Origin of the sequence: Acinetobacter sp. NyZ410 (assembly GCF_022828975.1) — a bacterium.
In the GTDB taxonomy this organism is placed as follows: domain Bacteria; phylum Pseudomonadota; class Gammaproteobacteria; order Pseudomonadales; family Moraxellaceae; genus Acinetobacter; species Acinetobacter guillouiae.
This window is the reverse complement of record NZ_CP094620.1, coordinates 1,586,479-1,609,603: the sequence shown is the minus strand read 5'-3', so window position 1 is coordinate 1,609,603 and position 23,125 is coordinate 1,586,479. Positions and strand designations below refer to the sequence as shown.

Annotated in this window: 22 protein-coding genes; 10 read left to right on the top strand and 12 right to left on the bottom strand. The window is 38.0% G+C overall.

What is annotated here, in order from left to right:
* Positions 1-30: 30 nt before the first annotated feature.
* On the bottom strand, positions 31-1,392 hold the full coding sequence (locus tag MTO68_RS07620) for a dicarboxylate/amino acid:cation symporter (protein WP_244015537.1): 1,362 nt from the start codon (positions 1,390-1,392) through the stop codon (positions 31-33).
* Between the two features lie 419 nt (positions 1,393-1,811).
* On the opposite strand from MTO68_RS07620, the gene MTO68_RS07615 reads away from it, so the two are divergent.
* Positions 1,812-2,807, top strand: coding sequence for a glycosyl transferase family protein (locus MTO68_RS07615; protein WP_234622824.1), 996 nt, complete (start codon positions 1,812-1,814; stop codon positions 2,805-2,807).
* Positions 2,808-2,834: 27 nt separating this feature from the next.
* Here MTO68_RS07615 and MTO68_RS07610 read toward each other — a convergent pair whose 3' ends face one another.
* From MTO68_RS07610 to MTO68_RS07600, 3 genes are all read right to left on the bottom strand, one after another.
* On the bottom strand, positions 2,835-3,299 hold the full coding sequence (locus MTO68_RS07610) for a hypothetical protein (protein ID WP_244015536.1): 465 nt from the start codon (positions 3,297-3,299) through the stop codon (positions 2,835-2,837).
* A 212-nt stretch (positions 3,300-3,511) separates the two neighbouring features.
* Entirely contained in the window at positions 3,512-3,778 is a 267-nt protein-coding gene (locus MTO68_RS07605; RefSeq protein ID WP_004721875.1) for a DUF1315 family protein, read from the bottom strand.
* A 2-nt stretch (positions 3,779-3,780) separates the two neighbouring features.
* Positions 3,781-4,719 (bottom strand): NAD(+) kinase, encoded by a 939-nt coding sequence (locus MTO68_RS07600; protein ID WP_042140791.1) that lies wholly within the window; start codon positions 4,717-4,719, stop codon positions 3,781-3,783.
* A gap of 159 nt (positions 4,720-4,878) precedes the next feature.
* Between MTO68_RS07600 and mrcB the strand changes: the two genes are divergently transcribed.
* Together mrcB and MTO68_RS07590 are read left to right on the top strand one after the other, a co-directional pair.
* Entirely contained in the window at positions 4,879-7,272 is a 2,394-nt protein-coding gene (mrcB, locus tag MTO68_RS07595) for a penicillin-binding protein 1B (RefSeq protein ID WP_035371136.1), read from the top strand.
* A gap of 51 nt (positions 7,273-7,323) precedes the next feature.
* Positions 7,324-7,908 (top strand): hypothetical protein, encoded by a 585-nt coding sequence (locus MTO68_RS07590; RefSeq protein WP_004820161.1) that lies wholly within the window; start codon positions 7,324-7,326, stop codon positions 7,906-7,908.
* A gap of 26 nt (positions 7,909-7,934) precedes the next feature.
* Here the strand turns inward: MTO68_RS07590 and MTO68_RS07585 are convergent, their stop codons facing one another.
* Complete coding sequence (locus MTO68_RS07585) at positions 7,935-8,846, bottom strand: NUDIX domain-containing protein (protein ID WP_244015535.1); 912 nt, start codon at positions 8,844-8,846, stop codon at positions 7,935-7,937.
* Positions 8,847-8,986: 140 nt separating this feature from the next.
* On the opposite strand from MTO68_RS07585, the gene MTO68_RS07580 reads away from it, so the two are divergent.
* Positions 8,987-9,157: a hemin uptake protein HemP gene (locus MTO68_RS07580; RefSeq protein WP_004721884.1), complete on the top strand. Its 171-nt coding sequence runs from the start codon at positions 8,987-8,989 to the stop codon at positions 9,155-9,157.
* 168 nt (positions 9,158-9,325) lie between these two features.
* Here MTO68_RS07580 and MTO68_RS07575 read toward each other — a convergent pair whose 3' ends face one another.
* The 4 genes from MTO68_RS07575 to MTO68_RS07560 form a co-directional block, all read right to left on the bottom strand.
* Entirely contained in the window at positions 9,326-10,660 is a 1,335-nt protein-coding gene (locus MTO68_RS07575; RefSeq protein WP_244015534.1) for a HAMP domain-containing sensor histidine kinase, read from the bottom strand.
* A 41-nt stretch (positions 10,661-10,701) separates the two neighbouring features.
* Positions 10,702-11,367, bottom strand: coding sequence for a response regulator transcription factor (locus MTO68_RS07570; protein WP_244015533.1), 666 nt, complete (start codon positions 11,365-11,367; stop codon positions 10,702-10,704).
* 162 nt (positions 11,368-11,529) lie between these two features.
* The gene (locus tag MTO68_RS07565) at positions 11,530-11,889 is read right to left on the bottom strand and encodes a NirD/YgiW/YdeI family stress tolerance protein (RefSeq protein ID WP_004820153.1); all 360 of its coding nucleotides are present in this window, start codon (positions 11,887-11,889) and stop codon (positions 11,530-11,532) included.
* Between the two features lie 101 nt (positions 11,890-11,990).
* Positions 11,991-13,748 (bottom strand): GspE/PulE family protein, encoded by a 1,758-nt coding sequence (locus tag MTO68_RS07560; RefSeq protein ID WP_244015532.1) that lies wholly within the window; start codon positions 13,746-13,748, stop codon positions 11,991-11,993.
* Positions 13,749-13,922: 174 nt separating this feature from the next.
* Between MTO68_RS07560 and MTO68_RS07555 the strand changes: the two genes are divergently transcribed.
* From MTO68_RS07555 to MTO68_RS07545, 3 genes are all read left to right on the top strand, one after another.
* The gene (locus MTO68_RS07555; protein WP_244015531.1) at positions 13,923-15,182 is read left to right on the top strand and encodes an MgtC/SapB family protein; all 1,260 of its coding nucleotides are present in this window, start codon (positions 13,923-13,925) and stop codon (positions 15,180-15,182) included.
* 196 nt (positions 15,183-15,378) lie between these two features.
* Positions 15,379-16,350, top strand: coding sequence for a hypothetical protein (locus MTO68_RS07550; RefSeq protein ID WP_244015530.1), 972 nt, complete (start codon positions 15,379-15,381; stop codon positions 16,348-16,350).
* Positions 16,351-16,571: 221 nt separating this feature from the next.
* Entirely contained in the window at positions 16,572-17,816 is a 1,245-nt protein-coding gene (locus MTO68_RS07545) for a transposase (RefSeq protein ID WP_244012863.1), read from the top strand.
* Between the two features lie 214 nt (positions 17,817-18,030).
* Here MTO68_RS07545 and MTO68_RS07540 read toward each other — a convergent pair whose 3' ends face one another.
* Positions 18,031-18,663 carry a hypothetical protein gene (locus tag MTO68_RS07540; RefSeq protein ID WP_244015529.1) on the bottom strand — a complete coding sequence of 211 codons (633 nt, stop codon included), beginning with the start codon at positions 18,661-18,663 and terminating at the stop codon, positions 18,031-18,033.
* Positions 18,664-18,751: 88 nt separating this feature from the next.
* On the opposite strand from MTO68_RS07540, the gene MTO68_RS07535 reads away from it, so the two are divergent.
* The 3 genes from MTO68_RS07535 (at position 18,752) to MTO68_RS07525 (ending at position 20,863) form a co-directional block, all read left to right on the top strand.
* A complete protein-coding gene (locus tag MTO68_RS07535; protein ID WP_004820143.1) occupies positions 18,752-19,123 on the top strand; it encodes a DUF3144 domain-containing protein in 372 nt (123 codons plus the stop codon).
* Positions 19,124-19,176: 53 nt separating this feature from the next.
* On the top strand, positions 19,177-19,581 hold the full coding sequence (locus tag MTO68_RS07530) for a DUF3144 domain-containing protein (RefSeq protein ID WP_004820141.1): 405 nt from the start codon (positions 19,177-19,179) through the stop codon (positions 19,579-19,581).
* A 217-nt stretch (positions 19,582-19,798) separates the two neighbouring features.
* Positions 19,799-20,863: an amidohydrolase family protein gene (locus MTO68_RS07525; protein ID WP_096733624.1), complete on the top strand. Its 1,065-nt coding sequence runs from the start codon at positions 19,799-19,801 to the stop codon at positions 20,861-20,863.
* A 359-nt stretch (positions 20,864-21,222) separates the two neighbouring features.
* On the opposite strand, the gene MTO68_RS07520 is transcribed toward MTO68_RS07525, so the two are convergent.
* Together MTO68_RS07520 and hemL are read right to left on the bottom strand one after the other, a co-directional pair.
* Positions 21,223-21,639 (bottom strand): heme-binding protein, encoded by a 417-nt coding sequence (locus tag MTO68_RS07520; RefSeq protein WP_244015528.1) that lies wholly within the window; start codon positions 21,637-21,639, stop codon positions 21,223-21,225.
* 145 nt (positions 21,640-21,784) lie between these two features.
* Positions 21,785-23,080 carry a glutamate-1-semialdehyde 2,1-aminomutase gene (hemL, locus tag MTO68_RS07515; RefSeq protein ID WP_244015527.1) on the bottom strand — a complete coding sequence of 432 codons (1,296 nt, stop codon included), beginning with the start codon at positions 23,078-23,080 and terminating at the stop codon, positions 21,785-21,787.
* Positions 23,081-23,125 lie beyond the last annotated feature (45 nt).

Genomic DNA, 23,125 nt, shown 5'->3' with positions numbered 1-23,125 from the left:
TGAGCTTCCTTGATTTACAACACAACAAAATTAAGACTTCTGCAAATCCAATTCAGGTTGATTTGATTCTTCAAGCATTTTACGATCCACTTCAGCTGGGTTATTTAAAGCATCATTGAGCTTATCAACATCCAGCTTTCCGACCCACTTCGCAACCACAATTGTTGCCAAAGAGTTACCGACCAAGTTAGTCAATGCACGTGCTTCTGACATGAAACGGTCAATACCTAAAATCAAAGCCAAACCAGCGACTGGGATATTGCCTACAGCAGCCAAAGTTGCTGCCATGACAATAAAGCCTGAACCAGTTACACCTGCTGCGCCTTTTGATGAAATCAACAAGACTGCAAGCAAGGTAATTTCATGCCAAATATCCAGTTGAGTATTGGTTGCTTGTGCAATAAAGATCGCCGCCATAGTCAAATAAATAGAGGTACCATCAAGGTTAAATGAATAACCTGTTGGAATTACCAAACCAACCACAGACTTTTCACAGCCAGCAATTTCAAGCTTTTTCAGCATACGTGGTAATACAGATTCTGAAGAAGATGTACCCAATACAATCAACAATTCTTCACGGATCATACGAATCATTTTTAAAATGCTAAATCCGCAGAAACGACTGATCGAACCTAAAATAATAAAGATAAACAACAAACACGTGATATAGAAACAAAGAATTAACTGTGCAAGTTGCGCTAAGCTACCAATCCCATACTTACCAATGGTAAATGCCATCGCACCAAAGGCACCGATTGGCGCAAGTTTCATAATCATATTCACAATGTTAAAGAACACATGCGAAATTTGATCAATCAATCTTAATACTGGTTTTCCAGCATCGCCCAGTTTATGTAATGCAAAACCAAACAATAAGGCAAATAAAAGAACTTGTAGAATTTCACCTTCTGCAAATGCACCCACAACGGTATTTGGAATGATATGCAAAAAGAAATCAACGGTAGACTGTGATGCACCTGATTCCACATACTTACTGATACCTGTGGTATCTAAAGTCGCAGGATCAACATTCATACCAACGCCCGGTTTGGCGATATTGATAACAACCAAACCAATAATCAGGGCAATGGTAGACACGACTTCAAAGTATAAAAGTGCAATACCACCGGTCTTACCCACTGATTTCATGCTTTCCATACCCGCAATCCCACTGACCACGGTACAGAAAATCACAGGGGCGATAATCATTTTAATGAGCTTAATAAAAGCATCACCTAAAGGTTTGAGTTGTTCGCCTAAACCAGGAACACTTTTCTCTACACCATTGATCAATTGAGTACCACTTGGAAAGTAGTGCCCTACAATCACACCCAAAATAATGGCAACAATCACTTGAAAATAGAGTGACTTATACAGCGGTTTCTTAGCCATGATAATTACTTCTTTCTATATTTCTGTTTGAAGAAATATCCAATGTTAATGCTACCATTTGCTGACACAGCCCAAAATCCCGATAAAAACTTCTGGGAAGTCGGTTTTTAGCAAATAAAAATCCCTTCAGAAAACGACAGTTTTCCAAAACAATGACAACGAATGACGATGTTTAAGATTTATTCTCGCTGGCACCTTGGCCAAAAGAATAAATACAGAACAGGAGATAAAAAATAAAACGCTCTTCAAGGCTATTTTAATTAATTTTTGATGATCAATCTCTATGCAAATGTTAATTTCGCCTAACATCTGTGCAATTTATGCTTAGACCTTAGTCTAATACCGTCTATATCTATACGATTCAGATCCATTTATGGCATAGTGTATTCCACTGTCTCCTCTCCCTTGATCCATTTGACATGAATACAAAACGCAATCTTTATAAAGACTTTGAACATCCTTTTGCGCAGTTTGTGCGAATTGTCGGTAAAGGGAAAAATGGTGCACGATCATTAACTTATGATGAAGCTTATCAAGCTTTTTCAATGATTTTGAAAAATGAAGTCTTAGACGTACAACTTGGTGCATTTTTAATGTTGCTTCGGGTCAAAGAAGAGTCTGTAGATGAACTGACAGGTTTTGTCCAAGCGACCAAAGACCAATTGAATTTTCAACCACTTGCTGTGGATTTAGATTGGTCATCTTATGCGGGTAAACGCAAACATTACCCGTGGTTTTTATTGGCAGCATTAACACTTTCAAAGCATGGTTATAAAATCGTGATGCATGGTGCATCAGGCCATACCATGAACCGTGTGTATACTGAACAAGTCTTAGAATACTTAGGCTTTCCAATTTGCCAAAATGAAGCACAAGTCAAACAGCAACTAGATACCCAAAATTTTGCCTATTTGCCTTTAAATGTGATCTCTCCGATCTTGGCAGATTTGATCAATCTTAGAAATGTGATGGGTTTACGCTCCCCGATTCACACACTAGCTCGTTTGATTAATCCATTCAATGCCAAAGCAACCTTACAGGCAATTTTCCACCCTGCTTATCGTAGTTCACACCAACAAGCTGCCTTTCAATTAGGTTATAAAAATAGTGCTGTGATTAAAGGTGAAGGTGGCGAGTTTGAGCGTAATCCTGATGCAAAAACCCTCATCTGTGGTATTCAAGATGGTGAACTTTATGAACATGAATTGCCTAAATTAACCGATAACCGTAGCCCAACAGAAGAACAGCTTGATCTCGCTGTTTTTAAATCGGTTTGGGAAGGCCAACAAGCACATGAGTATGGAGAAATTGCCATCACTGAAACAATGGGCATTGCTTTATATACCATGGGTATTGTAAATAACTATCCAGAAGCCATGAGTAAAGCAAAGTATCTTTGGAACACGCGTTTCTAATTTCATCTTTAAACACAAGCGTGAACGTTATTGATCACGCTTTTGGATAAAATAAAAATCAGCCCAATAGGGATAACTTTTCCCAGAAGAATGAATATTGATGAGTTGCAACTGATCACCCACTTTGACATCGATATTATTGGGCTGATAAGGACCAGATAAATAAGCATCTTTTTGCTTACCAATCAGACTTAAACAATACAGATGATGGGTTTTTATCTTTTTTGATGCGTCGGCTGTATAAGCATTACGGATCTTGATACCAATTAACAGCATGGGATAACCATCATTTTTAATTGATGTATATTGTGTGACTGGCGTTTGGAAATTTTGACTTGCGGTTACGGTAACATCTAATAAACATTGAATACTTCTTGCATCACTTGTTCGCTCAGCGAATACACTGGTCGAAATTGCAGTGATACAGAATAAACTGAGTCGAGTTAGCGTTATTGTTTTTAGTCGCGTTATTGTTTTGAGCAACTTGAGCATTTTAGCCTCTTTATCGTTTTTAATATTTTTATCATGCTGAATATCTTTATCACCTTATTACGCACTTCTCGTTTTAACATATTTATCGTTTTAATATAGTTATCGTTTTAACAGCATCATGATTGAAACAGTTTAAATATTATTGTTTTTTAAATTGAGTGTTTGAATCACAAAGTGAAACTACTCTGTGATTCAAGGGATCTTTTGCTCAGTTAGATAAAACGAATCGGTTTAAATTCTGGCTCAGGCACATGCGAATCACATTCCTCACCCTCTTCTTTATGCCCTTTATCGATATAACCTGTACGTTCTTTTTCAGGTATATTCTGATGTTCCCAAGCAATCACTGCTTGCATACAGGTTTGACGTTGCTCAGCAGTCAACGCCACACCATTTGGCCATTTACCAATTTCTACCGCAGTTTTTAAACGCTCGACAATGTCAGCATCTAAAATAGAAAGCATCTGTTCAATATTCATGGTCAATCCCGCTGAAAAGAATCAAAATCTTGATTCCAGCCAAGTTTAGTACGACAAGCCATATAGAAGTCATAACCTGGTGGATGTAAAAGTATTAGTTTGAAGGGATGTTTACGAATATGCAAACTATCACCGACATTTAATGAAACACTATGCTGTCCATCGGCACTGACCATCGGCAACACACGGTTTTCACGGATCAATATCTTAATTTCGCTTTGCCCACCCACCACAATCGGTCTTGATGACAACGTATGTGGGTGCATTGGAACCAAAGCAATTGCATCCATACTTGGATGTAAAATCGGTCCACCACCAGATAAGGCATATGCAGTTGAACCTGTCGGAGTCGATACAATTAAACCATCGCTGTGTTGACGATAAACATATTGCCCATCAATGTTCAGCTCAAAATCAATCATATGTACAGATTTACCAGAATGAAGTACCACATCATTCAAAGCAATTGCATCATAAATTATTTCATTTTTACTGCGAATTTCAATTTCCAATAAGAAGCGACGATCAAGCTGAAATTCACCTTTTAAAACTTGATCTAACTTAAACAACACTTCAGTCGGTTTAATATCTGTTAAAAAACCTAAACGACCGCGGTTCACCCCAAGTACAGGAATATTGTATTTTACCAATGCACGTGCAGCATGTAATAAAGAACCATCACCACCCACGACAATAACCAAATCAACCACTTCACCGAGCAGATTCTTACTGACAGTTTGTGTATTGGTATAAGGTACAAGTTGTGCTGTAGCTGTATCAAAAACTGGATGCAGACCCAAACTTAATAAATGATCGTGTATAAGACAAAGCGTATCAACCACAGATGATTTATCTGGTCTTCCAATTAAACCGATATTACGAAAGGTCTTTGGTGAAATTTGCACAGATGCGGTAGCTCCACTGAAATTCTGAGATATAATAGCACTCTCAGTATATGTTTATAAAATCATTCATATACGAAAAATAACGAGAATGTTTAAAAAGCCTTTAAATTTGTGTATTTCACAGATTTATTATTGCAAAATTAAGAAAAGCTTCGCATGATTAGCGAAAATAAATTTGGGTATTATTATCTGTATATGAAGACCGAACGTGGTATAGGCTTAATTGCACTGATTTTTTGTGTATTAATTATTGCAGTATTTCTCGCATTTAGCGTCTACTTAATTCGCCTCGACAATGTTATTCGAGATAAGTTTGAAGGCAATCGTTGGGATATTCCTGCGAAAGTATTCGCTCGCCCATTAGAAATTTATGCAACTGCGCCAATTGCCCAAATAGAGTTTGAACAAGAGCTCAAATTACTCGGTTATAAAAACAGTGATAGCTATACCAAATCGGGAACCTATATTACCCAACCGAATACAATTTACGTGCATACACGTGGCTTTGACTTTGGTGACAGTGTAGATCCAGAACAAGTCCTACAAGTGACCTTTGCTGGCGATACAGTTACAGATGTAAAAGCCACCAAACCAACCAATACAGGAATCGCACGTTTAGAACCGATGTTGATTGGTGGTATCTACCCACAACACAATGAAGACCGCGTCCTCATTAAATTAAATAAAGTTCCTAAACCTTTGATTGAAGCATTAATCGCAACAGAGGATAGAAACTTTTATCGTCATCATGGTATTTCATTCCGTGGTACAGCGCGTGCTTTACTTAGTAATGTGACTGGTGGTAAACGTCAAGGTGGTTCAACACTGACGCAACAGTTGGTTAAGAACTTTTTCTTAACCCCTGAAAAAACCTTAAAACGTAAAGTAAATGAAGCCCTGATGTCGCTGTTATTAGAGCTTCATTACAGTAAAGACGAAATTTTAGAAGCCTATTTAAATGAAGTGAATTTAGGTCAAAGTGGTAACTACTCTGTCAATGGTTATGGCTTGGCTTCACAATTCTATTTCGGCTTACCGCTCAGTGAATTAAATATTTCACAACAAGCATTTTTGGTCGGTTTAGTTCAAGGCCCTACCCTATTTAACCCTTGGAAAAATCCTGAAGGCGCAAAAAAACGTCGCGATATTGTGCTGAACAATATGTTGGTGATGGGATACTTAGACCAAGCGCAATATGAAAAAGAAATTGCACGTCCGCTCAATGTGGTGCGTAAACCAACATTAGGTACAGCAAGCTTCCCAGACTTCTTAGATATTGTACGTCGTCAACTTAAAACCGAATACCAAGAATCAGATTTAACCAATCAAGGTTTAAGAATTTTTACGACACTTGATCCAATTGCACAAACTAGAGTGCAAAAGAGCTTTAGAGAAACGGTGAGCCGTTTAGCCAATGCGAACCCAGCAAGACTAAAAGACCTACAAGGTGCTGTTTTAGTTACCCGTCCTGAAAATGGCGAATTGATTGCCGCTGTTGGCTCAACCCAAGACTTTACTGGCTTTAACCGTACTGTAGATGCGAAACGTCAAGTGGGTTCTTTACTTAAACCTGTGATTTATTTAAGTGCGTTGGAATCAGGTCGTTATAACTGGGCATCACAAATTGAAGATGCGCCAATTAGTTTACCTGTCAGTGGTAATCAAACCTGGACACCAAAAAACTATAGTGGAACAGGTCATGGCTATGTTCCGATGTCTCAAGCCTTAGCAAACTCATATAACTTGTCTGCTGTGCGTTTAGGGAACGAATTTGGGATCTCTACATTTAGCAATAACTTGTCTAAATTTGGCGTGACCTCAAAGATTCCAAACTACCCATCTATTTTCCTTGGTGCGGTTGATATGTCGCCAATGGAAGTGATGAGTATTTATGGTAACTTTGCAACAGGTGGATTTAAATATCCAACCAAAGCCATTCGTACTGTTGTAGATTCTAATGGTCGTTTATTGGAACGTTTTGGTTTAAATGTACAACAAACCATAGACCCTTCTGCTGCTTTCTTATTGAACTTTGGCTTACAACAAGTCATGTCTGCGGGTACAGGTAAAGCAGCTTACAACACATTACCTGCTGATCTCAAACTTGCGGGCAAATCTGGTACAACCAACGATACCCGTGATTCTTGGTTTGCTGGATATTCAGGCAATAATTTAGCAGTGGTGTGGTTAGGCTTAGACAATAATAAAATCACTGGGCTTACAGGTTCATCAGGTGCATTACCTGTCTGGATCAATGTCATGAAGCAGTTACGTCAAAAACCAGTGAATTTACGTCAAACAGATGATATTTCATGGCAATGGATTGACTCTCGTACTGGGGAGCTTTCAGCACAAGGCTGTGAAGGCGCACTATATATTCCATTATTACGTCACACAGTCCCTAATCGTGCGACAGAGTGCGGCATGCCATATTATCAAGTTGATCCTCAATCCACGCCTGATACGCAACAAAACACTTCACAGCCGCATTCAAGTGATAGTATAGAAAACTATATTCGCGAAAGTGAAGACAGTTTAGATCAGGACTCAAGAGGTCATGTGATCTCAAGTGGTAGTTATAACAACTAATCTAAACGTGTTGGATATACAGGTAAATTGGCTTTTAAATAGGAATTTGTGATGAAACGAAATGTAAGCACAATCGCTTATATTCTAAGTTTAAGTGGAATATTAACTTTGGCCGGGTGTCAAACAACACCCCAACAAAATTCTAAACCAAGCAAATCTGTTGAAAAGCCAAAATCTGAACAGCCTGACCATCGGGTTGCGACACCAGATGGGGTAAAAATTACCCCTTATGAACGCCCTGAAATTAAACGTGAAAAAGTTCCTGTTGTGATTGCGCCACAATCCAAGCCTCAAACGCAAAAATTTGAGGATGGAGAAAATATCCCAGCCTTTAAACAACTCATCCAACAAACTCAAACTGCGTATCAAAAGGGCCAGTGGGATGAAGCTGAACGTTATGCAATCCACGCACAACGTATAGCACCACAATCGGCACAAGTGTTCTCTTATTTGGCTCAAATTGCCAATCAGAAGAAACAATATGCAAATGCTGAATCTCTAGCGCGACGTGGTTTAAGTTATGCGCAAAGTCCATCCCAGAAGAAAACCTTTTGGAATGTTATCTTGCAGGCTGCTCAACAATTAAAAAATCAACAGACCATCGCAGAAGCGCAAAAACAGTTACAACGTTTATAACTGTTTAAGCCAATATCTCTGCTCGATTAAAAATTTCGAATCCCAGCAATCCCGTATGCATAATGCTGTTGTGCAATCGCTAAATCAGCTTGGCTTAATCCCCCCAATGCAAAGACTGGTAAATCACAGGTCTTGGCATATTCAGCAAATTTTTCCCATCCAAGTGCATTGGCTTCAGGATGGGTCTGGGTTGCAAATACTGGACTTAAAATCACAGCATCAAAACCCAATGTCTGTGCTCGCTGTAAAGATACCAGATCATGACATGCTGCTATACAACGTAGACCGATTGGTAACTGCTCGATGTGTAAATCCATCAATTGATGCTGTTTATAATGTACAGCAGCTATACTTTTTTGAAGATACTCAGGCAACTGTTGCCATAGCTCTATATTGACGATCAAGCGAGATAAGGCATTTGCAGCTAACTGCGAAATTTGTGTTACAGCAACCTGATCTGCAGTCGTTCTAAAATAAAAAAATTGCGCGTTGTCATCTAGACTTTTTTCTATGCTCAATGCTGAAAGATTGTCGGAGATTTTAATTTGATGCGCCCAGTACAAGCGTTGAATAATCGCTTGATTGGCTTTGGGGAAATTCAGCGCGAATAGTTGATCACGTCCATACCATGTCCAAGGTTTCTGAATATCATGCAAATATTGTTCAGGAACCGTGGCATGAAAAAGATGGAGAAACACTTCAACATCATCATAAACATGATGAATTACATCAAAAGCATGCCATTGCTGGATGCCAATTCCCACTTCCTCAAAGATCTCTCGACGACATGCTTCAACAGGCGTTTCCCCTGCTTCAATTTTGCCACCAGGAAATTCATATTTATTGCCCTGATGCTGATCTGCATTGCGCCAACCGACCAGCACTTTCCCACGATAAAGTAATAAAGCGATAGCCACATGAATACTGGGTTTAGACATAAAAATCGACACCTGAATTTTTAATGAATTGTAAGCAATTATAGAAATTTTATAAATGATAAAAATTATCGTTGACAGACCTATTCGATAATGATTATCATTTAAATCACTTAGACAGCACCCCACACGGAGTAACAATAATGAACGCACCTTTTAGCCTATTCACACGTAACACTGAAGCTCACCAATCTCTTCCGATGTTACATTCAAATAACTTATTTGCATTAGGGCGCGAAATTCGCATCATGCATGCTGGAGAAGAATATCGCTTACGTTTAACACGTAACAATCGTCTAATTTTGACCAAATAACTATAAAAACATTAAGTTAAAACAAAAAACGTGGGAACAAGCAGTATGAATCAGCGCATACTGCTTTTTAATTTTGTCAGTTGATTTTTATACAACACCCTATCTCTATAAAACGATCCAATGAAATGTTAAACATTCAATAAAAATGCCCGATTCAATCGCACAACTTTAACGTAAATAAACGCAAACGCTCAAACCGCCATATTTGGAAGCAGCAAACTGAATCTGTCCATGATGTAAATCGATCACCTTTTTACAAATTGACAAACCTAAACCTGAACCTTGTGTTTTGGTCCCCAACGCTCGATAAAAACGTTCACCTAAACGATCTAAGATGTCTTGAGGAATACCCTCACCATCATTTTGAATTTCAAAGCTATTGCTATTGTTTAAAGGTCCAATCTGAATATAAATATTGCCCTGTACTGGCGTATAACGAATCGCATTATCGACAAGATTGCGAATACAAATAAACAGTAATTCTTCATTTACATAGACTTGAACATCTTCACTTTGGATATGAATCTGAACCTGCTTTTCATCTATAAATGGATCTAAGCTACTTAACACAAGCTGAGTCATTTGCTCTAGACTTATCCAAGTCTTCGGTAATTCACTGGCATCCGCTGGATCTAATCGTGCCAAAAGCAAAAGATTTTCAAGAACCAGCGTTCCTCGATTCACATCATTTTGAATACTATTGAGTTGCTGATGAATCTCAGGAACCTCTGCATATTTGCGTTGTAATAACTGCAAACGCATTTGTATCGCAGAAAGCGGCGAGCGCAATTCATGTGATGCATCTGCGGTAAAGCGTTGTTCAGCAATTAAAGCTTGATCCAGTCGCGCAAGCATTTGATTGAGCTGATTGACCATTGGCTCAAGTTCTTTAAAGGCAGGCTGCTGCTGAATTAAGCTGAGATCATTGGCATTTTTCTCTGCAATTTCTGTCGAAAGCAGTTGAATAGATTTAAATTGTTTTTTTACTGAGAAATGTAAAATCAGCCATTGCAGCAACCAGAGACTCAATAAAACCAATAAATAGCTGATAAAACTTTGCAATAAGTCTTTAAAACGGACACTTAAGGGCTGAACAACATAGACGCTTAACTGAGAATCCTGATCAATTGCTCGGTAACTACGTAACAGCTTATTTTCTGCCCAAATAAATGCATATCCATTGTCTTCACCCTTCGCCAGAAGATTGTCATGCTCTTGTTGCAAATCAAATTCAGGGGATTGGGTCAACATCACCTCACCATTCATCAATCGGTACTGAATATCAAATTCATCACTTAACTCATCCAATTGAAAACCAGAGGTCGCACTTAAATCTGAAATCAGAAGCATATCTGCAACTTCATCCATGATTTCATCTTGTACGTTCATATTGTGATAAATCGAAAGACTGACCAGAAGTATCAGCGCAAAAATACCTGCCACAATTGAACTGAGCATGGAGGTCTTAATCAGCTTGGTTTGTAGTGATACTGCTTGGGTCATATTCATCCTATTGAAATCATTCAAAGTGCTCGGTGAAATAATCAATCTTGCTCTTTATTCATACGATAGCCCAAGCCACGGATTGTTTTGATCAAATATCCACCAATCTTCTTACGCAATTGATAGATATAAACTTCAATCGCATTACTTTCAATTTCATCCCCCCAAGCATAAAGAGATTCTTCCAATTGCTCACGTGTCACAATATGTTCAGGCTTTTGCATCAATTTATATAAAATTTGAAATTCTTTTGCGGTGAGATGAACAACTTGCTGATCCTGAAATACCATTTTCACTTGAGTATCTAATACTAAATTTTCATATTTTATTTCATGTAAATTTGTGACTTGGGTTTGTCTGAGTTGTGCCCGTACTCGGGCAGATAATTCTTCTAAACTAAAAGGCTTTACCAAATAATCATTTGCGCCGAGATCCAAACCTTGCACACGATCTTGAATACTGTCTCTCGCCGTAAGAAAAATCACAGGAATTTCTGGAAATTGACGTTTTAACAGTTTAAGAATTTCATCGCCAGTGGCTTTCGGCAAACCACGATCTAGCAAGATGCAATCATATTGATGCTGTTCTATGGCTAAAATTGCATGATCACCACGTTCAACCCAATCTATATTGTAGCCATCCATTTCCAACCAAGATTTAATACTTTCAGCTTGTGAACTATCATCTTCAGCGAGCAAAATTCGCATAGACCATCTCTCTTTTAGGCAGGCAAAGCCTTGATCAAAATAAAATCTGCACTTTGTTGCTGTTCATACTTGTTGAACATAGGTAAAGACCACATGCATACACATGTAGTCTTAGCGAATATAACGAGAATCTGCTGTGATTTGTTTTAATGGATAAAATAATTAAAAATTCACCGCATCCACATCAATTTCTACACGTTTTGTCGGTTTATAATCGATATCGACCTCACCAAACAATGTCACTGTAGCATTTGCCGCGATCGGTTTACCTTGCCATAATTCATCATCAATATCGACAGTAATGCTACCTGTGCTATCACGGAATTGATATTTTTCATCACCGATTGCTTTGACCACATTGCCACGAAGCTGCACTTTGGTATCATCTTTCAACGTTAACGCTTGTTTTACTGTGGTTAAACTTGGTGTAAGTGCTGATTGATTTATCGCTGTGTTTGCAGTAGCAAAACTTGTTAAACCAATCAAGCTAGTGGTTAAAATTGTTTTCGCAATGACGTTCATTGTTGTGTCCTCATATCGGTTCATTGTTTCGATAGAAGCATTAAAACAAACCAACATGAGGTGAATCTTAGGATTTCTTCATTTGCTATTTTAAGTCAAAATTAATTTAAAGGCACAACTCTAAGGACTTCTTCCAGCGTAGTTACACCTTCCAATACTTTCCGTGCACCAGCAATTCTTAATGGTTCAATACCTTCTTTTTTTGCCTGCATTTTTAAATCATCTAAAGTCACACCTGCACTAATTCGCTGCTTTGCTTCAAGGCTAATCAGCATAAACTCGTAGATCCCAACACGACCTTTATAACCTGTTTGACGGCATTCCTCACATCCAACTGCTTTATATACAAAACTAGGCATTTTGGTCTGATAGCCAAATGTCAAATGCTTCCACTCTTGTTCATTGATAAAGGTTTCTTGCTTACAATGAGGACAAAGCTTACGAACTAAACGCTGAGCCAATACTCCCAAAATCGTTGCAGCGGTTAAAAAAGGCTGCACGCCTAAATCATGCAAACGTGTCAAACTTGATGGTGCATCATTGGTATGCAGGGTTGAAAGTACTAAGTGACCTGTTAATGCTGCCTGAATCGCCATATTAGCAGTATCTTGGTCACGAATTTCCCCAACCATAATAATATCTGGATCTTGACGCATCAATGCACGGATACCATCGGCAAAACCGAGCTCAATCCCTTGATTGACCTGCATCTGGTTAAAACTTGGCTCCAACATCTCAATCGGATCTTCAATGGTACAGACGTTCACTTGTTCGGTAGCCAATTGTTTTAACGAAGAATAAAGCGTGGTGGTTTTACCTGAACCAGTGGGACCAGTCACCAAAATAATGCCATGACTATGTTGCGTTAAAGCATGCCACTGCGCCAATAAATGTTCATCAAAACCCAATTGTTGAAAACTTCGTACCAAAACTTCTGGGTCGAAAATACGCATCACTAACTTTTCACCAAAAGCAGTCGGCAATGTTGAAAGACGTAGCTCGGTTTCTTGCCCTTTCGGTGTCCGTGTTTTTAAACGCCCATCCTGCGGTTTACGTTTTTCTGCAACATTCATACGACCTAAAATTTTAATCCGTGAAATAACTGCGGTTAAGGTATTGGCTGGCATATTATAAATCGTATGCAGTACTCCATCGATACGAAAACGAATTTTGCCTTTTTCCTTACGCGGTTCTAAGTGAATATCACTTGCGCCTTGCTCAAAAGCAAACTGTAAAACCCAATCGACCAATTTCACAATATGCTGATCATTGGCATCTGGATTCTGGGTATCACCCAATTGTAAAAGTGCTTCTACACCCTTATTTTCTTTATCATAGGCACTGGATTTTTGCGAATTGCTGACCGCTTTACTGACTTGATAATACTCAGTTAAATAACGTTGTAATAACTCAGGATTTAACACCACTTTTTCAATTTTTTTGGGGCTTAAACTACGTTCTAAATTATGTACCCAATCCGTCATAAAAGGCTGTGCTGTACCAATCAGAATTTTATCGGCACTGACCTCAACTGCTAAAATTTTATTTCTTATTGCAAACTCTTGCGACATGACATTGGTCAGTGAAGTCACATCGGCCTTTAACGGATCAATTGTAAATGAATTGAGTTCGGCTTTTTCAGCTAACCATTCTGTCAGTGTGGTCAATGTCAGTCTTTTCACTGGATTTTTAGCATCGACGAGCTTAAAGCTGGCTATCCATTGCAAAGGATGCCACTTCAACTGATCGCGTTGTCGATGCGTGGTTTGTACCAATAGTTTTTCACGTTCTGTAATACGACCATCTTTTAATAATTGTTCTAAACACCAAGCTGTATCGATTTCAAAATTAAATTGCATTGTTATATCCCCGAAACTCAATCTACTATAACAAAATTAATTGTTGTATTTCTTGGATTTTCTAAATTCAATAATGTATTTAACGTAAGGCTAAAAAATAAACTTTTGTTTTTCTAAAACTTTGCGATACATTGAAATCATTCTATTAATTCATGGTCTTATTTGGAGAGCACTATGAATTTTATATCGCTATATCCATTTTCATTTGGCTCTTATACCGATTTCCTCACCATCATTGCGGCTGCATTGGGTTGCGGTCTACTTATCGGTCTTGAACGTGAACGGAGTCAGCAACGTGAAAATCAAAATAGTTTTGCCGGTTTAAGGTCATTTGCCATTTGCGCTTTACTTGGCGCTGTTTGCTTTTTGTTTGGTCCCTATTTTGGCATTGCAGGTGCATTCATTACAGGTGGTATCGTCATTTATTCTTTAAAGAATCAAACTGATGATCCCGGTGTAACCACTGAAATTGCATTTATCCTCACTTATTTTATCGGTGGAATGTGCGTTTGGAATATTTCTTTTGCCGCAGGTTTATCGGTCATCCTCACCGTCTTGTTGATGACTAAACATTCTATGCATGGCATTGCCGGGAAATGGATTACAGAATCTGAATTTAAAGATGGAATTTTCTTACTGGCATTGTTATTAATTGCATTGCCACTGACACCAAACAAAGCTTTATGGGGTGCTGTGCTTAACCCCTATGTTATTTTAAAATTACTCACCTTAATCTTGGCGGTGCAAGCACTTGCACATATTGCCAAACGATTATTGTCATCAAAAAATGCCATGCTGTTGTCTTCGCTTGCTTCAGGTTTTGTTTCCAGTACCGCTACCATTGCCAGCTTAGGATTAGAAGTCAGAAATGGACGTGCAGATGCCAAAGCCAATGCTGGGGCAGCATTAATGTCTTGCGTGGCAACCCTACTACAACTCATGATTATTGTGATTGGGGTCAGTATTACATGGTTCAAGCTCATTGTACTGCCCAGTCTAATCGCTATTGCGATCCTGACTATTTTTGCCTTATGGTTTATGCGTCATACACAACCGATTGAAAATAATCAACTTACTGATAGTCGTATGTTTAGTCTAAAAGAAGCAGCCATTATTGCAGTATCGTTAACCTTGATTCAGGCAGGTGTATATGGGCTAAATCTTTTATTGGGTGATGCGGGTTTAATTGCAGGTACGCTTTTGGCCTCATTATTTGAAATTCATGGCGCTTTGGCCACGATTGTCATTCAGGGAGAACCGAGTAATCATATCTTATCTCTCGCCTTTGTTTTAGGTTTAGCAGCACATGCCATTGCGAAATCGATCAATGCATTTTTAAGTGGTGGCAGTCGCTATGCCTTGATCTTTGCTCCAATTCAAATTTTGCATATGACGATGTTTATCATCGTTTTTGTTTGGGTTCTTCAATATTAAAAGCACTTTTTTTTGCAAGGATGAAATTGAAAAGCAGCAAAATCATTTTAAGTTTTCGATCAATATATAATTATAAAAATTAAGAGAATTTTAAAATTTCATCAAAAAAACATTGAAAAAATAAAATGTTTAAATATGATGACAGCGAGAATTTTTATACTCATAAATTTTAATATTTTATAATTTGGAATAATTCATGAAAATTAAATTACTGTCTTGTGCCGTCATTTCTTCATTATTTTTAAGCGCATGTGGAGGTGATTCAGATGCTGGGGATTATACAACAAACAACGAATCTGAATGGTTTGGATATGAAACTGGCGCTTCAACTCAAGACATTAACCTCTTTACTAAAGTAAAGTTTAGCTTTAACAATAAGCAGATGTACATCAATGGTGAATATAACGTAGATGGTTCAACACAGTTCCTTTCATCAGATCTTTTAAGTGATTATCTAGCAACAGATGGGCTCTATGATGCACCTAAAAGTAAAACTGATTTGGGCTATCAATATGCAACGTTGAAATCGAAAACAGCGACAGTTTGGACATTTACACCCTATTCATCTCGTAACTATAACCAATTGGAATTAACTGAAAAATTTGAAACAGTCAACTTAACAGGCAAAGCAATTAGTCCATACATCAATGGATTTGAGCATTATGCTGGTTCAAATATAGCACTTAGCTCAGTAGTTGGCGCTTATTCTTCATATTATGTGCAAAAACTAAAAGGCAAAACATTCCCGTCTGGATCAACGTGTTTACGATCAATTTCCTCTTCAACAAATACAAGCTTTGTTGATTTTTATTCAAGCTCTCGTCTGAATAATTACGACCCATCAAAATATTTTAAAGATGGTTATATTTCAACGACGCTAGGAAAGTTCAACTTAGATTTATCCAGAGACATGCAACTGAATACATCAGTTGATGCCGTAGCTAAAATCGGCTCTGACTATTACCCAGCAAGTTATTATACTGCGGGTGAATATGACATACTTGCAAACCAAATTAAGCAATATGAACGAGATTATCAAGATGCTGTTGCTGAGTCTGGTAAAAACAGTATAAATGCGCAGTTAGCAGAAGCTTATCTAAATGGCTTAAAGTCAGAATGTACGCTGTTTAACAAAACAGCAAGTGTTGCAATTGATGCTGTAAAATAAAAGATATTCTTTTATATAAAAGCACTAAAGATTTTTCATAAGTCAAAAATGATTATGTGAAGTGAATCATATTGATATTGAAAGTTCCTTCTCCCATAGGGCATAGGTATCTACACAATTAAATCTATTTAAGTTAAATTGGAGAGCATGCTCTCCAATTTAACATTCCACACCTAGATAACCGATTAGTTAAACGCTACGGACGTCTTGTAAAACTTAATATGAATCCACTTGCTTCATTAGCCCCAGCGCTTAAAGATATTGCCTCTACCCAAAAGACTAGCTTTGCTACCACCCAAGCAGTTTGGCGTTTCTTAAATAACGAAAACGTTTCATTTCAACAACTCAATCAGCCTCTTCAAAAACTTGCGTTTGAACAAATCGCTCTATCGAATCACCACTATGCCTTAGTTGCTCATGATTGGTCTCAACTACAATATTTCAAACATAACAACAAGTTAAATAGATTCAAAAGAACACATGCAAGTGACAAAGGCTATGAATTACAAAGCAGTTTATTAATTGATGCTGAAACGGGTTTACCCATTGCACCATTAGATCAAACTTTATGTGATGCTACTGGACGTTATTCAACATTTACTGATGGGCATAAAATAAAAGAAACCCATTTAAACGCACTATGTGAACAAATCGAACATATTGAGTCTTTACCAATAGAAAAGAAACTCGTACATATTATTGATCGTGAAGGAGATTCAATTGCTCATCTTAGATTATTGAATCAACAAGAACATTTATTTCTTATTCGAGGTAAAGAAGGAAATCGTGTTGAATATCAAGGAGAAGATGTTAAGTTAAGGGAAGTGTCAGATCAAATACCAACTACACAAACCCATACAATTCAATATAAAGGGAATTGCGAACAACTCTATGTTGGTGAAACTCAAATCAGTATTACACGTAATGCAAGACCAATGCAGAAAGACGAAACGGGAAAAAGAGTTCCACCACAAAAGGGAAAGTCATTAACCGTTCGACTGATTGTAGTTGAAGTTAAAAATAAGCAAGGAAAATCACTTTCTCGTTGGAGCTTATTAAGTAATGTATCATCAGAAATACCAAGTATAGAATTGGCAACTTGGTATTACTGGCGTTGGAAAATAGAAAACTATTTTAAGTTGTTAAAACAGGCGGGCCATGACATTGAGTCATGGCTACAAACAACTCCGCAAGCGATATTAAGACGACTGTTAATTGCAAGTATGGCATGTGTATTAACTTGGCGAATACAGCGAGAAAATGATGAGAAAAATTCAAGAGTTAGAGTCTTTCTAACACGTCTATCAGGAAGGCAACAAAAAAGAGGAACAAGGGAAAGTGCTCCTGCAATTTTGGCTGGTCTGTCAATATTACTGAATACACTACAATTATTATCTGAACATTCGGTGGATGACCTTAAGCTGATTGCTGAAATTGCATTAGAATCTCTACAAAAAGATGTGTAGATACCAATGCCCTTTGGGAGAAGGCTAGGATGAGGGCGCTTTTATGTTGATTTATGGTTTTAAAAAGGACTTATGAAAGAAGTCTACTGACTAAATCTTATTTTTAGTCAGTGCTTAAAATAATTTACGCGTTTCATTTTGTAGCTAGAAAAACAACAAAGTTAAAAATCACAGCCTATTTAACAAAATCTACAACCATCTATTTCACAACCGCCTAACGATATTTACCAAATACTTTCCAGAGATTGTTATCCGCCAAAGGATCAGCATAGCTATCATTACGTGGCTTGCGCGGCTTATCGCGGGCATCGACCAATTCAAAATCTTTTTCAGTGCTCAGCACTAAACCATTCACATAAAATCGTGTTCTTGTATATTCACTTTGTCCAAACTGAAAAATATAGGTTCTTAAATCAATAAACTCACGATGCGCAACCAAGGCTGCGGTATCATCACTGTTTAACCACTGTGACATATTTTTAATTTGGCTAGGTTCAAATTGCCCACATTTCTCAACCAGTGAAGCAATCCCACGAAAAGTTTTTGATTCTTTGGCACGGGTTTTATTAATTCGAATCCGATCTACATGAAAAAAGAACAAAGGTAAATTTAAATGGCTGGGTAATTGAGCGACATCTAAAGCCTCATCCTGCATAAAAGGTTGATACAAGGTTTGTGCCCTTTCAAGCAATCCAAGCCACTGTTTATAGTAGGCCTCTACTGAGGATTGGGTTCCATAATAAATTGGCAAACCTTCAACATTGCTCAAGTCTACAGGTGGCCAAATATTTTGGCGTAATAATGCAATATCACTTTTCAAGCTTTGTATGGCAATCGCATCTTGCATTATCTACTCCTTGAGTATTTATTAAGCTTAGGCTATTTGAGTATGCTATAGTTATACCAATGAAACAAGTCTATGAAAAGGAATGATAATGTCCGAAAATAATGATTTTTTTGAAGAAACTGAAGAAGTTGAATCTGACGAATACTTTTATGAGCGTGCTGATGAATTTATTGCTCTCGCCAATCAATTTGCAGATCAAAATCATCAAGTTTCGCATTTGACAGCACATCCTGGAAAGATCAGTGCTTCATTTATGTATGCCAATGCCCGTTATAGTATTTGGCATGCAGCATGTGCCTACAATCAAGCACCAGATTTTAAAGCGGATCGCCAAGTCATCTTAGACTATTATGTAGAACAATTTAAACTCATGCTTGAAGATCATCTTGATGAATATCAAGAAAATTTTGACAGCTATTTTGCAAATTCAGATACAGAAGAAGTAAAGCGTTTCGTTTAACCCTTGGATTGCCTATAATAGCCCACCAATGAAATACGCTATGTGGAAAAGTCATGTCTCAAAAAATCGATGCTACTGATGTCACCGAAGAAGAAGCTTTAAATGCTGTTTTTTTTGAGCGTGCGGATGAGTTTATCAAACAAGCCAATGAGTTTTGCCGCCCAGCGAAAGGACAGCAACCTAAGCCAGAAGAACTTCGTGGACAAGTCAGCTCAGCAATGCTCTTCGCTACTGCACGTTTTAATACCTGGGTTGCTGCAAACACCTTTAAAGATGGTGATGAAATGCGTGACGCTAAAGAACAAGTCATGTCTTATATATTGCAACAATTCCAAATGATGCTTGAAGACAATTATGATGAGTATTGTGAGCAGTTTGAAAATTATCTCCGTTTCCGTAAAAACGAAGATTTTCATACCCACAAGCATGATCATGATGGCCATGATCATCAACACTGATTGAATTAATTCATCTTAGATCAATCAAAGCATTGATAAAATAGCCTTTTTAATGAGGCTATTTTTTTTATAACAATTTTTGGCAGTCATCCCAAAACAATAAAATCAACTGATTCCCCCAATGGCTTTACCGCTTAAATTTTACCAAGTGACAATATTCACCTTTTATAAAATTCATGTATTGTATTTTGATAATAAATAACAATTTGGACGTTATATGCAAGATTTGAATTTTCCAATCATTGACCCACATATTCACCAATGGGATCCCTATAACACCCCTCATGCAGCAGCATTTGCGGTAAAGCTTTTGGGCAAGCGCCCATTTCTACTCGATAAAATGGTGCGTTTAGTCAAAGCTAAAGATTTGATTGAAACGGTTGGACTAACTGAGCACATCACCCGCCCCTATTTACCACAAGACTATAAACATGATCTTGGATCATATACAGTCGAACAAGTGGTGCATATTGAAGCCAGTTGGGCCAAACAGAAAGGCAAAGCTGTCGTAGGTGAAACAGAATTTATTGAATCCTTACCCTTTAATGAAAACACCGTAAAACTTGGTGGCATCGTGGCTACCGCCGACCCATGCGATCCTAATTTCAAAAAGATTTTAAAGTTACACCAAAAAGCATCTAAACGTTTGCGTGGTATACGCCGTATGGCTGCCTTTCATGAAGATAAAGGCGTGCATAATTGGACAGATCTCCCGCACCTATATACCGAGAAAAAGTTCTTAAAAGGCTTTGAACAACTCGCGCAACATAATCTGAGTTTTGATGCTTGGGTGTATTCTCATCAAATTCCCGATGTAATTGAGCTGGCAAAAAAGTTCCCAGAAACCTCAATTGTTTTAGACCACTTTGGTACACCAGCAGGCTTGTTTGGTAAAATTGGACAAAATACAGGCTTGTCTAAAACAGCACGTGAAAATATTTTTTATCAATGGCAAGATGCTATTGCTGAATTATCCGCTTATCCAAATGTATATACCAAAATGTCTGGTCTATTTATGCCAGTGCTTGGTCATCAATTTTATAAGAAAAAACAACTGGCCTCTAAGCAACAAATCACTGATCTAGTTGCACCACTGATTCTGCATGCTTTGGAAAGTTTTGGCACCTATCGGGTGATGTTTGCTTCCAATTTCCCAATGGATCGGGTCAATACCAGTCTGGTGAATATCATTGATGCGTTTAGTGATATCGTGATGCAATATGATGAAAATGCACTGGAAAATATCTTCCACCATAATGCCAAACAATTCTATCGTTTGTAATTTTACAAGATAAAAGAGGTGTTTACTTAAACACCTCTTCAAACTTATTTACTGATTTTACTTATACACATAATTTTTTAACTATAGAAGTTCAGGGTCTGTTGACAATTCGTCTATGTTTGCGACTACGTGTGGTTTTTAGGCGATACTAGACACGAAATGCGAAATTTAGTCATTCTAAATGAGTAGTTCGTAACGACGTAGCGGCAAAAAACACACTAGTCCCGAAGGGTTGTGGCTAAAATTATCTCAGTCTGCGTTATGAAACTCGAAAATAGTCTCGCTATTCTCTTCTTTTCATGCCTTGCCTGCTCAATTTTAACCTACAACGCAAGCCATTTATGAAATATCAACAGACCCTAATTAAATTGAGCAAGAAAGGCTTGAATTGCATGTCGTGCAATTTCAGCATCTTCAAATGATTTCACTCCTGAAATACCCACTGCACCAACCAACTGACCTTGATACAAAATAGGCTCACCACCTTCCAACATCCCTGAGCCGCTCTGCATGGTTAAAAATCCCATTTGACCATTTTTGATAAGGGTCTCATATGATCCTGACGGTCTACGGCTTAATGCAGAGCATCTGGCTTTGTCCAAACAGAAATTCGACGTCAATGCAGAAGCACCGTCCATACGCTTCATTGCCAATAAATTGCCCGTTTCATCAACGATGGCAATACTGACATTAAAAGCATGATCAATTGCATATTGATGTGCTTTATTCAATAAAAACTCTGCATCAGATAAGGTTAAATAGTGTTTGGTTTGCATATTTTCTTCCTGAATTATAATGTCTAAAATCACAAAAAAGCCTGTAGTCCTTAGACTACAGGCTTTTATTCTAAATCAAACTTGATTCAAAAAGACTGTCCATTCTGCTCATTTATTCAAGCAATCGAAACGGCCTTAAATCCCCTTAAGCTTGCATTTCAGCAAAGACTTGTTTAGCCATATCAATGGTAAACTGAATATCTTCAGCACTGTGTGCAGCTGAAATAAAGCCTGCCTCAAATGCAGATGGAGCAAGGTTTACACCACGATTTAACATCCCGTGGAAGAATTTACGGAATGCTTCAATATCGCATTTTAAAATATGGTCAAAACTACTAATTTCAGTTTGATCAGTAAAGTAAAGGCCGAACAAACCACCAGCTTGTTGAGTAAAGAATGGGATTCCAGCTTCATCCGCAGCCGCTTGTAGACCCTGTAATAATTGATCTAATTTTGCAGACAAATCAGTATAGAAGTTAGGTTGGCGAAGGGTTTCAAACATTTTGATCCCTGCTCGCATAGCCAATGGATTACCCGACAAGGTTCCTGCTTGGTAAACCCCACCTAAAGGCGCGATACATTCCATGATTTCACGTTTTCCACCAAATGCACCGACTGGTAATCCAGCACCAATGATTTTACCCAAAGTCGTTAAATCAGGTTTTACATTATAATATGCTTGCGCACCACCGAGTGCTACACGGAAACCGGTCATCACTTCATCAATAATAAATACTGATTTATATTGATCACATTGCTCACGAATCGTTTCTAAGAAACCTTTGATTGGTTTAACCAGATTCATATTTCCAGCAACAGGTTCAACAATCACCCCTGCAATCTCTTGACCATATTTCGCAAAACAAGCTTTAACAGCTTCAATATCATTATATGGCAAGGTCACCGTATGCTTGGCAAAATCAGCAGGTACACCCTTTGATGTTGGCTCACCCATGGTCAACATGCCCGAACCCGCTTTAACCAATAAAGAATCTGAATGTCCGTGATAGCAACCCTCAAATTTCACAATCATGTCACGACCTGTATAACCACGCGCCAAACGAATAGCGGTCATGGTTGCTTCAGTACCTGAGTTGGTCATACGAACCAATTCAATTGATGGCATGATTTCACAGATCAAATCAGCCAGTGTGGTTTCATGTACTGTCGGTGCACCAAAGCTTAAACCATCAACTGCTGCTTCTTGTACTGCTTGGATAATATCGGGATGCGCATGACCTAAAATCATCGGCCCCCAAGAACCCACATAGTCCACATAGCGCTTGCCGTCGACATCGTATAAATAAGCACCTTTGGCTTTTTCGATAAATACTGGCGTACCACCCACCCCATTAAACGCTCGTACTGGAGAATTCACTCCACCTGGAATATGTTTACTGGCTTGTTTAAACAATTGCTCTTGTTTTGGAGATAGGCTCATAAATCGACTCAATCCTGTAGAATACTAAAATTTCAAAATGATATA

Excerpts from the sequence above, each read along its gene's own strand:
- MTO68_RS07535 (WP_004820143.1), top strand. The coding sequence starts at position 18,752 with ATGTCCGAAAATAATGATTTTTTTGAAGAAACTGAAGAAGTTGAATCT.
- MTO68_RS07525 (WP_096733624.1), top strand. The coding sequence starts at position 19,799 with ATGCAAGATTTGAATTTTCCAATCATTGACCCACATATTCACCAATGG.
- MTO68_RS07615 (WP_234622824.1), top strand. The coding sequence starts at position 1,812 with ATGAATACAAAACGCAATCTTTATAAAGACTTTGAACATCCTTTTGCG.
- MTO68_RS07575 (WP_244015534.1), bottom strand. The coding sequence starts at position 10,660 with ATGACCCAAGCAGTATCACTACAAACCAAGCTGATTAAGACCTCCATG.
- MTO68_RS07520 (WP_244015528.1), bottom strand. The coding sequence starts at position 21,639 with ATGCAAACCAAACACTATTTAACCTTATCTGATGCAGAGTTTTTATTG.
- MTO68_RS07540 (WP_244015529.1), bottom strand. The coding sequence starts at position 18,663 with ATGCAAGATGCGATTGCCATACAAAGCTTGAAAAGTGATATTGCATTA.
- MTO68_RS07610 (WP_244015536.1), bottom strand. The coding sequence starts at position 3,299 with ATGCTCAAGTTGCTCAAAACAATAACGCGACTAAAAACAATAACGCTA.
- MTO68_RS07585 (WP_244015535.1), bottom strand. The coding sequence starts at position 8,846 with ATGTCTAAACCCAGTATTCATGTGGCTATCGCTTTATTACTTTATCGT.
- hemL (WP_244015527.1), bottom strand. The coding sequence starts at position 23,080 with ATGAGCCTATCTCCAAAACAAGAGCAATTGTTTAAACAAGCCAGTAAA.
- MTO68_RS07560 (WP_244015532.1), bottom strand. The coding sequence starts at position 13,748 with ATGCAATTTAATTTTGAAATCGATACAGCTTGGTGTTTAGAACAATTA.
- MTO68_RS07605 (WP_004721875.1), bottom strand. The coding sequence starts at position 3,778 with ATGAATATTGAACAGATGCTTTCTATTTTAGATGCTGACATTGTCGAG.
- MTO68_RS07590 (WP_004820161.1), top strand. The coding sequence starts at position 7,324 with ATGAAACGAAATGTAAGCACAATCGCTTATATTCTAAGTTTAAGTGGA.
- MTO68_RS07530 (WP_004820141.1), top strand. The coding sequence starts at position 19,177 with ATGTCTCAAAAAATCGATGCTACTGATGTCACCGAAGAAGAAGCTTTA.
- MTO68_RS07570 (WP_244015533.1), bottom strand. The coding sequence starts at position 11,367 with ATGCGAATTTTGCTCGCTGAAGATGATAGTTCACAAGCTGAAAGTATT.
- MTO68_RS07620 (WP_244015537.1), bottom strand. The coding sequence starts at position 1,392 with ATGGCTAAGAAACCGCTGTATAAGTCACTCTATTTTCAAGTGATTGTT.
- MTO68_RS07580 (WP_004721884.1), top strand. The coding sequence starts at position 8,987 with ATGAACGCACCTTTTAGCCTATTCACACGTAACACTGAAGCTCACCAA.
- MTO68_RS07545 (WP_244012863.1), top strand. The coding sequence starts at position 16,572 with ATGAATCCACTTGCTTCATTAGCCCCAGCGCTTAAAGATATTGCCTCT.
- MTO68_RS07550 (WP_244015530.1), top strand. The coding sequence starts at position 15,379 with ATGAAAATTAAATTACTGTCTTGTGCCGTCATTTCTTCATTATTTTTA.
- mrcB (WP_035371136.1), top strand. The coding sequence starts at position 4,879 with ATGAAGACCGAACGTGGTATAGGCTTAATTGCACTGATTTTTTGTGTA.
- MTO68_RS07555 (WP_244015531.1), top strand. The coding sequence starts at position 13,923 with ATGAATTTTATATCGCTATATCCATTTTCATTTGGCTCTTATACCGAT.
- MTO68_RS07565 (WP_004820153.1), bottom strand. The coding sequence starts at position 11,889 with ATGAACGTCATTGCGAAAACAATTTTAACCACTAGCTTGATTGGTTTA.